Genomic DNA, 12,177 nt, shown 5'->3' with positions numbered 1-12,177 from the left:
CGGACTGTGCATCTGGAGATTAACCATGTATACTGGGGTTAGCAGAATATATAACTGCATTTGAGTCTCATATGCATTGTGACATGAAAAGAGACTGAGTGGGATGTGCACCCCTCGCTAGTCGTCGGCAGCGGCAGAGGAGGATGAGAGGCAGGTCCGGGGGCCGGGGACCAGGGTTGCCAGCCCTCGGCGGGCGGCCCGATCAGGGTGTCGGCACCGCTGCTGTCGAGCAGCCACTGGCGCTGTTGATCACTGAAGAAACCGGGGACCGGCACGGCCACCAGCCCGGCCCGGGCGCAGGCCAGGTCGAGCAGGGCCCAGTCGATGCCGTTGTCCAGCGCCAGCCGCCGGGTGCCGGACCGCGCCAGCGCCTCGGCCAGGGTCTCGATGCGGCCGGGCAGTTCCCGGTAACCGAGCCGGCGGTCCTTGTCGAGCAGGGCCGTGGCGTCGCCCCGGTGGCGGGCGTGCTCCGCCAGGCGGGTCCACAGGTCGGTCATGAGCGGGCCTCCCGTGAGCGGGGATGCAGGTCCGGGCCCGGCGCGATCAGCGACAGCAGCAGGCTGTTTTCGGCGAGGATGCGCTGACCTTCGGCCAGCGCACCGGCCATGACCCTGGGCTGGTGCCGGTAATAGCTGCCCCAGCACTCGGCGTCCGGCCCCAGGCGCTCGGCGGTGGCATCCGCCAGCATCGCAGGGTTCAGATGCAGCCGGTGAAAGCTGTTGAGCAGGCCGCGGGTGGCGGTAAAGACGACCCACTCCAGCCCCTGCCGGTGGAGTTGCTGGCAGATGGCGGCGAACATCAGCCGGCCGTTGCCCGGTGCGCTGGTCGCCAGGTTGCCGATTTCCACTATGCCGGCCCGGGAAACCGGGCGGCGGCAGTGAGCCCCGAGCCGCTGCTCCACCGGCTGGTCCAGGTACTGCTCCAGATAGAGCGGGGCCTCGTCGGCGAACTGCAGGCCGCAGGCGGCCACCAGGTCGCCGTCGGACTGATAGAGCCCCAGCAGCAGCGGCAGGAAATGCGGAATGCGGGCCTCGAAAGCCTGCAGGTAGGCGGCCTGGATAAAGGCCTCCAGGCGGGCCCGCTCGGTGCCGGTGGCGGCCGCGCGCAAGCGGTAGGGGGGATGAAGTGGCTTGCTCATGATGTCCTCCGTCAGACATTATCGGCAAGCCTAGAGGAGGAAACTTAAGCCTGGCTTAAGCCGGCGAGCGACGGTGAAAGAGAGAGATCGCCACGCCGTTTGCCGCCGTCCATGGCGCGCAACGGGGTGGCGGTGGTTTCCGCAACCTCGTCATCTGCTATCATCGGCGCCGTTGACCACCCATTTCAGGAACCCTCATGCAGATTACCGACAACACCGTAGTGCAGTTCAATTACACCCTGAAGGGCGAGAATGGCGAGGTGCTGGAAAGCAACGCCGGCCAGTCGCCGCTGGCCTACCTGCACGGCCACCGCAACATGATGGCGGGGGTGGAAAAGGCCCTGGCGGGCAGGGAAGCCGGCGAGCGGTTCAGCGTGACCCTGCCGGCCGCCGAGGCCTACGGCGAGCGCAAGGACGGCCTGACCCAGCGGGTGCCGGTCAAGCACCTCACCGGCGCCGCGCGCTGGCGGCCGGGCATGACCGCGGTGGTGCACACCGACCAGGGCCACCGCCAGGTGACGGTGCTCAAGGTGGGCAAGTTCATGGCCGAGGTGGATCTCAACCATCCCCTGGCCGGCCGCACCCTGACCTTCGAACTGGAGGTGGTGGCGGTGCGCCCCGCCAGCGAGGAAGAAATCGCCCACGGCCACGCCCACGGCGAGGGTGGCCACCACCACTGAGTGGCTGATCTTCATAAAAAAGGCCGGCGTGAACGCCGGCCTTTTTCACATCTGGAGTGCCGATCAGTCTGACAATCAATCAGCTCGATGCTGCTCCTGTCGGCGCCGACTGGCACTATACCAAGCCGTACGGATGGGCATCCGGTGACCGAATGGCGCTCCGTCTGCCTACCTCATGGTCACGAATTCTTCCGCCGCCGTGGGGTGGATGGCCACGCAGGCGTCGAAGTCGGCCTTGGTGGCGCCCATCTTCACCGCCACCGCAAAGCCTTGCAGGATCTCGTCCATGCCGAAGCCGATGCCGTGGATGCCCACCACTCTTTCATTGTCGCCCGCGCACACCAGCTTCATCTTGCAGGGCTGGCGGTGCCGGGTCACGGCGGTGTACATGGCGGTGAAGGAGGAGGTATACACCTTGACCTGATCGTCGCCGTACTGGGCCCGGGCCTGGGGTTCGGTCAGGCCCATGGTGCCGATGGGCGGGTGGCTGAACACCACGGTCGGCACCAGATCGTAGTCCATCCTGGCCTCGGGCTTGTTGTTGAACAGCCGCTCGGACAGCTGCCGTCCGGCCTTCACCGCCACCGGGGTCAGCTCCACGTAGCCGATGTTGTCGCCCACCGCGTATACGCCCGGGGCCGTGGTGTTCTGGTACTCGTCCACCTTGATGTAGCCGTGCTGGTCCACCGACACGCCGGCGGCTTCCAGGTTCAGGCCCTTGGTCAGCGGGCGGCGGCCGATGGCCCAGATCAGGCAGTCCACATTGAGCGACTCGCCGTTTTCCAGGTGCAGGGTCAGGCTGCCGTCGGCGTGCTTTTCCACGCTTTTGGGAATGGAATGGGGGTGCAGCCGCGGGCCCTCGGTGGCCATCACCTCCACCAGGGTATCGGTGAGCAGGGGATCGAAGCTGCGCAGCGGCGCCTGCTTGCGCACCAGCAGGTGGGTCTCGGAACCCAGCGCGTTCAGTACCCCGGCCAGCTCCACCGCGATGTAGCCGGCGCCGACCACCGCCACCCGTTTGGGCTGCTCGGTCAGTTCGAAGAAGCCGTTGGAGTCGATGCCGTGCTCGGCCCCCGGAATATGGGGGATGATGGGCTCGCCGCCGGTGGCGATCAGGATATGGTCGGCGGTGATTTCCTCGCCGTTCACTTCGACGGTGTGGGCGTCCCTGAAGCGGGCGAAGCCCTTGATCACCGTCACCTTGTTGTTGCCCAGCACCCGGTCGTAGGACTGGTGGATGCGGCCGATATAGGCCTGGCGGCTTTCCACCAGCGTGCTCCAGTCATGGCCCTTGAGTTCCAGGTCGAAGCCGTAATCGGCGGCGTAGAGCTTGACCGCCTCGGCGATCTGGGCGCCGTGCCACATCACCTTTTTCGGTACGCAGCCCACGTTGACGCAGGTGCCGCCCAGATCCTTGGCTTCAATCAGCGCCACTTTCTTGCCGTACATGGCCGCGCGGTTGGCGGAGGCGATACCGCCGCTGCCGCCGCCGATGGCGATATAGTCGAAATGTTGTGCCATATGTCTGCTCCGTGGTGGAATGGGGGTCAATTAACACTGTTGGCCGATTGTACACCAAGTTTCTGCCGGGCATCTGGTCAGTAATTGAGCACTCCGGCGGTCAATCAGGGAACAGGATCAGGAAAAGCTTGAACATTGGCGCCGCCGTCATCATGTTAGGGAATATCCCCTCCCTGCCCGCGGGCAGGCGACGGCCAAAACAATAAGAGGTACAGGACCATGACGAATCCGCTACTTACCATGGACGGCTTGCCGCCGTTCAGCCAGATCAAGCCGGAGCACATCAAGCCGGCGGTGGAGCATGCCATTGCGGATTGCAAGAAGCGGGTGGAAACGGTGCTGGCGCGCCACGAGGAGTTCACCTGGGACAACCTGGTGGCGCCGCTGGAGGAAGTGAACGACCACCTGAGCCGGATCTGGTCGCCCATCGGCCACCTGAACGGGGTGATGAACAGCGAGGCGCTGCGCCAGGCCTATGAGTCCTGCCTGCCGCTGTTGTCCGAGTACCATACCTGGATGGGCCAGCACGAGGGCCTGTTCGAAGCCTACCAAAGCCTAGCGGACCGGGACGATTTCAAGAAGCTGAGCCTGGCCCAGCAGAAGGAGGTGGACAACACCCTGCGCGACTTCCGGCTGTCGGGCATCGCCCTCGAAGCGGAGCAGAAGAAACGCTTCGGGGCCATCCAGGCCCGGCTGTCGGAGCTGGCTTCCACCTTCTCCAACCGGGTGCTGGACGCCACCCAGGCCTGGGTCAAGCACATCACCGACCAGGCGCTGCTGGCCGGCCTGCCCGAGTCCGCCCTGGCGGCGGCCGAGGCCCAGGCCAGGGCCCGGGAGCTGGACGGCTGGGTGTTCACCCTCGACATTCCCTCCTACCTGCCGGTGATGATGTACGCCGATGACGCCGCCCTGCGCGAGGAGCTGTACCGGGCCTATTGCACCCGGGCCTCGGATCAGGGCCCCAATGCCGGCCAGTTCGACAACACCGCCATCATAGAGGAAACCCTGGCGCTCAAGCAGGAGCTGGCCGAGCTGTTGGGCTACGACAACTATGCCCAGGTGTCCCTGGCCACCAAGATGGCCCGGAGCGAGCAGCAGGTGCTGGACTTCCTCGAACAGCTGGCCGAACGCTCCCATCCCCAGGGCGAGGCGGAACTGGCCGAGCTGACCGCCTTCGCCCGCGAGCAGCACGGCGTTGCGCGGCTCAACGCCTGGGACATCAGCTACTACGCCGAAAAGCTCAAGCAGCACAAGTACGCCATCTCCGACGAGGAGCTGCGCCCCTACTTCCCCGAACAGAAGGTGGTGCACGGCCTGTTCGAGACCGTGAAGCGGCTGTTCGGCGTCAAGGTCAGGGAGCGCTTCGGGGTGGAGGTGTGGCATCCGGACGTGCGCTTCTTCGACATCTACGACGACAGCGGCGAGCTGCGCGGCAGCTTCTACCTGGATCTCTACGCCCGCGCCAACAAGCGCGGCGGCGCCTGGATGGACGACTGCATCGGCCGCCGCTACCGGGAGGACGGCAGCCTGCAGAAGCCGGTGGCCTACCTGACCTGCAACTTCAACGGCCCGGTGGGCGACAAGCCCGCCCTGTTCACCCACAACGAGGTGCTGACCCTGTTCCACGAGTTCGGCCACGGCATCCATCACATGCTGACCAAGGTGGACGTGGCCGGGGTGGCCGGCATCAACGGCGTGGCCTGGGACGCGGTGGAGCTGCCCAGCCAGTTCCTGGAAAACTGGTGCTGGCAGCCCGAGGCGCTGGCCTTTATCTCCGGCCACTTCGAGACCGGCGAGCCGCTGCCGGCGGACATGCTGGAGCGGATGCTGGCGGCGCGCAACTTCCACTCGGCGCTGATGATGCTGCGCCAGCTGGAGTTCGCCCTGTTCGACTTCCGCCTGCACATGGCCCGGGACGGCGCCCGGCCCGGCCGGGTACAGGAAATACTGAACCAGGTGCGCAGCAGGGTATCGGTGCTGCCGCCGCCCGAGTTCAACCGCTTCCAGCACAGCTTCTCCCACATCTTCGCCGGCGGCTACGCGGCGGGCTACTACAGCTACAAGTGGGCCGAGGTGCTGTCCAGCGACGCCTTCGCCCGCTTCGAGGAGGAAGGGGTGTTCTCGGCCAGGGTGGGCCGCGACTTCCTGCACGCGGTGCTGGAGCAGGGCGGCGCGAAAGAGCCGATGGAGCTGTTCAAGCAGTTCCGCGGCCGGGAGCCGAAGATAGACGCCCTGCTGCGCCACTCCGGCATCGCCGCCTGAGGGCACAGAAACATAAAAGGTGGCCGAGGCCACCTTTTTTGTGCCCGCCTCTGGCCAGGCCCCGGCCGGATAAGGTATACACGGGTGACTCGCACGGGCTCTCGGACAATTTGGCGGTATGGAAAGCAAGGTCGCATCATGGTTTAACCTCTGGTGCCTGGATCAACTGGTGGAACAGCAGGTGGCCGACGGCGCCCTGTTGTGCCGGTTGCAGGAGGGGGGATGGCAGCCGGTGCTGGCCGCCGGCGTGGCCTTGCCCGAGGTGGCCCTGCACGGGTTGCGCAAGGGCCGGCAACCGCTGGGCCGGCATCACTGCCGGGCGCTGCAGGCCGGCGCGGGCTACTTCCTGTCCCTGTCGCCCTGTTATCCGGGCTATGGCCTGCTGTTCCTGTGGCAGCGCCGGGGCCAGCGCCTGCCGGCGGCCACCTGGCCCCGGCTGTTCCGTGCCATCTTCAGCCAGCACGATCGGGCCCGTATCGCCACCCGCTCGCTGATCCTGCTCAACCATCTGCCCCTGCCGCTGCTCAAGCTGAGCCCGACCGGCACCATCCTCTGGAGCAACCCCCAACTGCAGCGGGCCCTGGGCTTTGCCCCGGCCGAGCTGTCGGGCAAGTCGGTCAGCTACCTGACCCATTCCGCCGACTGGCCCGACAGCCTGCGCCTTTACCAGCGCCTGGGCCAGGAGCCGGGGCAGGGCATGGCCACCCTGGAGCAGCGTTACCTGCACCAGAACGGCCAGGTGTTCCGGGGACGCATGCACCTGACCCTGGTGCCCGACGAGCAGGGCCGGCCCGATCATTTCGTCGGCCTGCTGGAGGGACTGGAGCGGCAACGCCCGGACGAGGGCGGGCTGCAGCTGACCCAGAGCCTGGAGCAGTTCCGCCCGGAAGGGCTGATGATCTGCGATGCCAGCACCCGCATCCTGGCGGTGAACCCGGCCTTCGAGCGCATCACCGGCTACACCGCCGGCGAGGTGATCGGCCGTTTCCCCTCGCTGCTGAAGTCGGGCATGCATGCCAAGGAGTTCTACCAGGCCATGAACGCCGCGCTGCGGGAGCACGGCTGCTGGCAGGGCGAGGTGTGGAACCGGCGCAAGAACGGCCAGGTGTACCCGGAATTTCTCAGGATCACCACCCTGCGGCAGCGGGGGCGGGTCCGCCAGTACCTGGCGGTGTTCAGCGACATCAGCCACGTCAAGCCGTCGGCGCCGCAGCCGGTGCAACTGGCGGAGGAAGACGGCCTCACCGGCCTGGCCAACCGGGCCAGCTTCCAGCATCGCCTGAACCTGTGCTGCCAGGGGGGTGACCCCTTCGCCCTGATGATCCTGGATCTCAACAACTTCCGGCTGTTCAACAACGCCATGAACCACAGGGTGGGGGATCAGGTGCTGCGGGAAGTGGCGGGCCGGCTGCGGAGCCGGCTGCGCGGCGGCGATTTCCTGGCCCGCATCGGCAGCGACGAATTCGCGGTGCTGGTGCCCGGCATAGTGCAGCACCGCCAGGCGCGCATCTTCGGCAAGCACCTGCTGGGTGCGCTCAACCGGCCGCTGCACCTGGCCAGCCAGCACCTCTACGTGGATGCCACCCTGGGCGGGGCGCTCTGGCCCGGCGCCGAGGAGGAAGACGCCGAAAGCCTGCTGCAGCACGCGGAGCTGGCGCTGTTCGGTGCCAAGCAGAAAAAGCAGTCCCTGGCCCTGTACGACAGCCAGCTCAACCGCTTTCAGAGCCGCCGGCTGCGGCTGCAGCACGAGCTGGTGGAGGCCATCAAACAGGGCGGCCTCAGCCTGCACTACCAGCCCATCGTCGCGGCCGGGACCGGCAGCATCACCAAACTGGAGGCACTGGTGCGCTGGCAGCATCCCGCCCTGGGCTTCATCTCCCCGGCGGAGTTCGTGCCGGTGGCGGAGGAGTGCGGCATGGTGCAGGCCCTGGGTGACTGGGTGCTGAACCGGGCCTGCGCCGACCTGCGCCGGCTGCACCAGGCCGGCTACGACCTGGACATGGCCATCAACCGCTCCAGCCTGGAGTTCCAGAGCCTGGGGCTGGACGGCGGCGAATGGCTGTCGGTGATCCAGCAGCACGGCCTGTCGCCCCGGCACATCATCTTCGAGATCACCGAGTCCCTGTTCATGCAGGGCAATGAACAGCACCTGGAGCGGATCCGCGCCCTGCGCGAGGCGGGTTGCCGCATCGCCATCGACGATTTCGGCACCGGCTATTCGGCGCTCAACTACCTGCGCGCCTTTCCCATCGACCTGGTCAAGATCGACAAGAGCTTTATCGACCACCTGCCCGGCAACCGGCGCGACGGCCTGCTGCTGGAGGGCATACTGCGCATCATCGGCGACCTGGGCATGTCGGTGGTGATCGAAGGGATGGAAACCGAGGCCCAGGCGGCGTATCTTGCCGCCCAGCCCTGCCATTACCTGCAGGGCTACCTGATCGCCCGGCCCCTGGCCATTCGTGAATTGCTGCCTTTTTTGGAGTCCTATGGCGGACACTCAGTACCCGATTCAGATTGATGTGGAAGACCCCGCCCTGGCGGACGAGGGCGGGCAACTGGCCCGGCGCCTGGCCGGGGTGACGGCGCCGGCGCCCTTCGCCCTGGTGTACAGCCAGGGCCGGCTGGAGCTGCGCAAGCTGGACGAGCCCAAACTCGGCGCCGTGTTCGTGGACTTTGTGGAAGGCGCCGTGGCGCACCGGCGCAAGTTCGGCGGCGGCCGGGGCCAGAGCATCGCCCGGGCGGTGGGGCTCAAGCACGGCCACAACCCGAGCGTGGTGGACGGCACCGCCGGCCTGGGCCGGGATGCCTTCGTGCTGGCCTCGCTGGGCTGCGCCGTGACCCTGTGCGAGCGCCATCCGGTGGTGCACGCCCTGCTCGCCGATGGCCTGCGCCGGGCGGCCCTGGATCCGGAGATCGGTGGCTGGGTTGCCGAGCGACTGCGGCTGCTGCCGTTCGGCCAGGGCCTGGCGGACATCACCGACGCACCGGATGTGGTCTACCTGGATCCCATGTTTCCCCACAAGAAGAAGTCGGCGCTGGTGAAGAAGGAAATGCGGGTGTTCCACTCCCTGGTGGGCGCGGACGAAGACGCCGACGCCCTGCTGCCCCAGGCGCTGGCCCTGGCCCGCGCCCGGGTGGTGGTCAAGCGGCCCGATTACGCCGGCTTCCTCGACGGGGTCACGCCTTCGGCGCAGATCGAGAGCAAGAACAACCGCTTCGATCTCTATGTGAAAGCGGCGCTGTAGGCCGGCAGCCGGGCGGGCTGCTTGCGATGGCGATACGCGAGGAAGTATGCTGTAAATTAGTTTATACTAATTTAAATCGGCTTCCGCCATCAGGAGGACAACAACATGACTCGGCACGGCGCCCCGCTCGTCAGGGCCTTTCTGGACCAAGACAGCGAAACCTTCAGCTATGTGGTGTACGACCGGCCCGGCGGCCAGGCGGTGGTGATCGACCCGGTGCTGGACTTCGACTACAAGTCGGGCCGTACCCGCACCGACACGGCGCAACAACTGGTGGACTTTGTCCGGGAACAGGGGCTGACCCTGCACTGGATACTGGAAACCCACGCCCACGCGGATCACCTGTCGGCGGCCCCCTTCATCCGCGAGCAACTGGGCGGCAGGATCGCCATCGGCGAGCATATCCGGGAGGTGCAGGGCATCTTCCGCCGGGTCTTCAACCTGGAACGGGCCTTCCTGCCCGACGGCAGCCAGTTCGATCAGCTGTTCGCCGATGGCGACACCTTCGAGGTGGGCGAACTCCGCTTCCGGGTGATGCACACCCCCGGCCATACCCCGGCGGATTTGGCCTATATCGTCAACGAACAGGCGGTCTTCGTCGGCGATACCCTGTTTATGCCGGATGTGGGCACCGCCCGGTGCGATTTTCCCGGCGGCAGCGCGAGCCGGCTGTACCAGTCCATCCATCGTCTGCTGGCCCTGCCCGAGGACACCGTCATCTATATCTGTCACGACTATCCCAGGCCGGGACGGGAACACCAGTACCTGACCACGGTCGGCGAGCAGCGCCGGCACAATATCCATGTGCGGGAGGGCGTCGAAGAGGCCGAATTCGTGACGATGCGCGACGAGCGGGACGCCACCCTGGCCATGCCCCGGCTGATCCTGCCGGCCATCCAGGTCAATATCCGCGCCGGTCGCATGCCGCCGCCGGAAGACGACGGCGGCATCTACCTGAAGATCCCCATCAACCGCTTGTAGCCGCCTGAACGGCAGGCTCAGGCCTGCTGCAGCATGGCGGTGATGGTGCCGGCCTGGCTGCGGATGCGCGCCACCACCTGGCCGGCCCGGGCCGACACCTCGGTGGACTGGCCCTTCAGCTCGTCCATCAGCCCCATGAAACGGCCCAGTTCGGCGGCCTGGCTGTCGGCGTGGCCGGCGCCCCGCTCCGCCACCGTGGTGGTGGCCTGGGAGGTGGCGCGCACCTGCTCGGTCACCTCCATCAGGGTCTGGGCCTGATCGTGCTGGGCGGCGGCGGCCTGCATCATCTTGCTGATGGTCAGGTTGAGCTCGTCGCTGGCCAGGCGCAGCCGCTCCATGATGCCGCCGATCTCGCTGAGCGAGCCCTGGGTATTGCCCGAGAGCTTGCGCACCTCGTCCGCCACCACCGCGAAGCCCCGCCCGTGCTCCCCGGCCCGGGCCGCCTCGATAGCCGCATTGAGCGCCAGCAGGTTGGTCTGTTCGGCGATCTGCTGGATCACCCCGATGATGGCGGAGGCGTCGCCGACCGAGCGGACCAGGCTGTCCAGGGCCTGGCGGCCGGTTTCGGCGGCCTGCTGGCTCTGCTCGGCGGTGTGCACCAATTGCTCCACCTTTTCCCGGCTGACGCCCATGGCCTGCAGGTTGTCGCGGGCGGTGAGGGCGATGTCGTCGGTGGCCTGGCGCATCTGCTGGGCCAGGTGGTTGAGCTCGTTGACCATGTCGACGCTGCCGCTCATGGTCTGGTCGGTGGTCTGGGTATGGCGCTGGATATCCAGCACCTCTTCGATCATCTGCTCCAGGGCCTGGGACACGTGCTGCAGCTGCCCGGCCCGGCTGTGCTGCTGTTGCTGCAGGCTTTCGATCAGGCCGTTGAAACTGGTGGCGATCTGGCCCAGCTCGCTGTTGGGGTGGGTTACCGGCAGGGTGGCGAGCTGGCCGTCCTGCACCAGCTGGCGGAAGGCGTTGCGCAGCAGGCGCAGGCGGTTGACCACCAGCACCCGCTGGAACAGGTAGCTGAGCAGGGCGAACAGCAGCAGGGTGGCGCACAGGGCCAGCAGCAGCAGGGCCAGTTGCCGGTATTCCTGTACGCGGACCGCTTCCTGCCGCTCCACCAGCAAATCCAGCTGTTGCTCAATCTCGTTCAGGCTGGCGCCCAGGGCGTCCGAGGCCCGGCCGCGCAGGGCCAGGGTGTCCTGGGTGTTGCCCAGCTCCTTGGGGTAACGGTTGAGCAGGCTGTGCACCTCCCGGCGGGGGGCCTCGCCCAGCTCCACCGGCTTGGGTTTGCGCAGGGCGAACTCGTCCACTTCCTGCTCCTGGTAGATGCCCAGCAGGGGCAGGGCCTGGAGCTGGGTGGACAGCTGGGTCAACTCGTTCAACTGAAAGTCCAGGGCCTGGCGGAGCTGGGGGCTGTTGTCGCCGATATAGCCCTGGCGCAGGTGGATAAGGCGGGGCAGGGCGGGCAGCATTTCTCCCACCAGGGCCTGGTAGCGGGGGGCCAGGCTGTGGGGGGCGTCGGCGTAGCGGGCCAGGGCCCTGAGCTGGTCGGCCAGCTCCTGTTCGGCGTGTTGCAGCAGGTGCTGGCTGTTGCCGGAAAGCTTGCCCGCCTCGCGGAAGTCGTGGGTCAGCTGCTGATGGAGCCGCGCCACCGCCTGTTGCGCCGGCTCGCCGCCGGCATGGTGGCCGAGGGCGGTTTCCATCGCCTGCAGCTGGTGCTCGGCCTCGGTCATCAGGCTGGTGTCGCCGCTCGCCAGGTAGGCGGAGATGGTGCGGTAGAGGGAGATATTGGCATCGCGGCGCAGCTGCTCCAGCCCGGCGCGGGTTGCTTCCCCCTGCTGCAGGCGCAGATCTCCCAGGTAGAAGGCGCCGGCCAGCAGCAGCGCCAGGGCGATCAGCAGCAGCGAAGACAACATCGAAAACAGCGAAACTTTCATCGGCCAGACCCTAACGTATCCTTGTGGCCGGCAGACTAAGACAATCTCGTGACAGTTTTATGACGAGGGCAGCGATAGCACCGTCTGCATCAGCCGCTGGTGCAGCGGCTGGGCGGCCAGGGGAGCGGGATCGATCAGCTCCAGCCGGCCTTCCCGCTGGGGGGCGATGCGATAGACGCTGAGCCGGCCGTCCACCTTGTTGAAGGCGCGCCAGCCGTCTTCCACCCGCAGCACCGCCTTCAGCCTCGCCACCTCGAATTCGGCGCAAAACGCCTCGACCGCCGCCTGGTCGAACACCACCTCGTCGAGAAAGCGCCAGCCGATGGAAAAATGATCCTGGCCGTGGTTGCTGTAGCGGCGCCAGGGCTGGCCGCGGCTGAGGCGGGGGCCGGGGTCGGCGAGCAGCGGCCGGGGGG

Annotated in this window: 9 protein-coding genes and 1 pseudogene; 5 read left to right on the top strand and 5 right to left on the bottom strand. The window is 66.9% G+C overall.

What is annotated here, in order from left to right; all coding sequences use genetic code 11:
• Positions 1-38: 38 nt before the first annotated feature.
• Together CGX12_RS17200 and CGX12_RS17195 are read right to left on the bottom strand one after the other, a co-directional pair.
• Positions 39-497 carry an AMP-binding protein gene (locus CGX12_RS17200; protein WP_094041070.1) on the bottom strand — a complete coding sequence of 153 codons (459 nt, stop codon included), beginning with the start codon at positions 495-497 and terminating at the stop codon, positions 39-41.
• A complete protein-coding gene (locus CGX12_RS17195) occupies positions 494-1,138 on the bottom strand; it encodes a thermostable hemolysin (RefSeq protein ID WP_094041069.1) in 645 nt (214 codons plus the stop codon). Before CGX12_RS17195 ends, CGX12_RS17200 begins: the two co-directional genes overlap by 4 nt.
• A gap of 197 nt (positions 1,139-1,335) precedes the next feature.
• Here CGX12_RS17195 and CGX12_RS17190 point away from each other — a divergent pair, with 197 nt between their 5' ends.
• Positions 1,336-1,818 carry an FKBP-type peptidyl-prolyl cis-trans isomerase gene (locus CGX12_RS17190; protein ID WP_094041068.1) on the top strand — a complete coding sequence of 161 codons (483 nt, stop codon included), beginning with the start codon at positions 1,336-1,338 and terminating at the stop codon, positions 1,816-1,818.
• A gap of 168 nt (positions 1,819-1,986) precedes the next feature.
• Here CGX12_RS17190 and gorA read toward each other — a convergent pair whose 3' ends face one another.
• Positions 1,987-3,339 carry a glutathione-disulfide reductase gene (gorA, locus tag CGX12_RS17185; protein ID WP_094041067.1) on the bottom strand — a complete coding sequence of 451 codons (1,353 nt, stop codon included), beginning with the start codon at positions 3,337-3,339 and terminating at the stop codon, positions 1,987-1,989.
• A gap of 219 nt (positions 3,340-3,558) precedes the next feature.
• On the opposite strand from gorA, the gene prlC reads away from it, so the two are divergent.
• From prlC to CGX12_RS17165, 4 genes are all read left to right on the top strand, one after another.
• Positions 3,559-5,601: an oligopeptidase A gene (gene prlC, locus CGX12_RS17180; RefSeq protein ID WP_094041066.1), complete on the top strand. Its 2,043-nt coding sequence runs from the start codon at positions 3,559-3,561 to the stop codon at positions 5,599-5,601.
• 118 nt (positions 5,602-5,719) lie between these two features.
• The gene (locus CGX12_RS17175) at positions 5,720-8,122 is read left to right on the top strand and encodes a putative bifunctional diguanylate cyclase/phosphodiesterase (RefSeq protein WP_094041065.1); all 2,403 of its coding nucleotides are present in this window, start codon (positions 5,720-5,722) and stop codon (positions 8,120-8,122) included.
• Entirely contained in the window at positions 8,091-8,849 is a 759-nt protein-coding gene (locus tag CGX12_RS17170; RefSeq protein ID WP_094041064.1) for a class I SAM-dependent methyltransferase, read from the top strand. Before CGX12_RS17175 ends, CGX12_RS17170 begins: the two co-directional genes overlap by 32 nt.
• 105 nt (positions 8,850-8,954) lie before the next feature.
• Positions 8,955-9,830, top strand: coding sequence for an MBL fold metallo-hydrolase (locus CGX12_RS17165; RefSeq protein ID WP_094041063.1), 876 nt, complete (start codon positions 8,955-8,957; stop codon positions 9,828-9,830).
• Between the two features lie 17 nt (positions 9,831-9,847).
• Here the strand turns inward: CGX12_RS17165 and CGX12_RS17160 are convergent, their stop codons facing one another.
• The gene (locus CGX12_RS17160; RefSeq protein WP_094041062.1) at positions 9,848-11,761 is read right to left on the bottom strand and encodes a methyl-accepting chemotaxis protein; all 1,914 of its coding nucleotides are present in this window, start codon (positions 11,759-11,761) and stop codon (positions 9,848-9,850) included.
• Positions 11,762-11,818: 57 nt separating this feature from the next.
• Positions 11,819-12,177, bottom strand: a pseudogene (locus CGX12_RS17155) (CobW family GTP-binding protein); the annotation flags it as partial.

It is taken from the genome of Zobellella denitrificans (assembly GCF_002237365.1).
In the GTDB taxonomy this organism is placed as follows: domain Bacteria; phylum Pseudomonadota; class Gammaproteobacteria; order Enterobacterales; family Aeromonadaceae; genus Oceanimonas; species Oceanimonas denitrificans.
Note: the sequence above shows the minus strand (reverse complement) of the source record. Positions and strands in the feature narration are given on the sequence as shown.

Excerpts from the sequence above, each read along its gene's own strand:
- CGX12_RS17160 (WP_094041062.1), bottom strand. The coding sequence starts at position 11,761 with ATGAAAGTTTCGCTGTTTTCGATGTTGTCTTCGCTGCTGCTGATCGCC.
- CGX12_RS17195 (WP_094041069.1), bottom strand. The coding sequence starts at position 1,138 with ATGAGCAAGCCACTTCATCCCCCCTACCGCTTGCGCGCGGCCGCCACC.
- CGX12_RS17165 (WP_094041063.1), top strand. The coding sequence starts at position 8,955 with ATGACTCGGCACGGCGCCCCGCTCGTCAGGGCCTTTCTGGACCAAGAC.
- CGX12_RS17170 (WP_094041064.1), top strand. The coding sequence starts at position 8,091 with ATGGCGGACACTCAGTACCCGATTCAGATTGATGTGGAAGACCCCGCC.
- CGX12_RS17175 (WP_094041065.1), top strand. The coding sequence starts at position 5,720 with ATGGAAAGCAAGGTCGCATCATGGTTTAACCTCTGGTGCCTGGATCAA.
- CGX12_RS17200 (WP_094041070.1), bottom strand. The coding sequence starts at position 497 with ATGACCGACCTGTGGACCCGCCTGGCGGAGCACGCCCGCCACCGGGGC.
- prlC (WP_094041066.1), top strand. The coding sequence starts at position 3,559 with ATGACGAATCCGCTACTTACCATGGACGGCTTGCCGCCGTTCAGCCAG.
- CGX12_RS17190 (WP_094041068.1), top strand. The coding sequence starts at position 1,336 with ATGCAGATTACCGACAACACCGTAGTGCAGTTCAATTACACCCTGAAG.
- gorA (WP_094041067.1), bottom strand. The coding sequence starts at position 3,339 with ATGGCACAACATTTCGACTATATCGCCATCGGCGGCGGCAGCGGCGGT.